1 protein-coding gene is annotated in these 500 nt (G+C 47.4%); it reads right to left on the bottom strand.

What is annotated here, in order from left to right; genetic code table 11:
* Window positions 1–500: transposase (locus IE178_RS37345; RefSeq protein ID WP_193515141.1), on the bottom strand; the 500-nt coding region annotated here is incomplete at both ends.

Genomic DNA, 500 nt, shown 5'->3' with positions numbered 1-500 from the left:
AGTGTATTCGCCTTCCCACAGGTCAAGGTCGCCACTGTTGCGTCTTTGTCTCTGGATGACAAGACGATAGCACTTGCCTTCCCATTTCTCAACAAGAATGGAATTGAGTTCAAACTGGATGCCGTTGATTTCCTCCGTCTTCCATCCCCTCAGTGAAAACAAGTCATCGTAGAGCGAACTGCATCTGTTGGCGCGGATGTAGAAGTGCGTGCAATGCTTCTCTATCTCACTGACGATTTCCTTCGAGCAGGAACCGCAGTCTGCCCTGAAGCGATTTACACGGATGTTCTGGGATTCCAGAAGAGCGAAGAATCTCTTATGGGTGTCTGCCTGATGAAAACGCACATTCGTGTTACCATCGCTGTTCTCGATATAGACTATCTTGTCACCGATAACATATACGCCAGGCCTGTAGCCGAGGAACTTTTTGTAGGTCGGTTTTGCATCATACTTCTCCGTTTCAAGGAACTGATGGTCAAAGTCAACATCGTATTCCTCAA

Origin of the sequence: Streptomyces griseoloalbus, from assembly GCA_014650015.1 — a bacterium.
In the GTDB taxonomy this organism is placed as follows: Bacteria; Actinomycetota; Actinomycetes; order Streptomycetales; family Streptomycetaceae; genus Streptomyces; species Streptomyces griseoloalbus.
The sequence above is the reverse complement of the archived record's forward strand: the minus strand, read 5'-3'. Positions and strand labels throughout refer to the sequence as shown.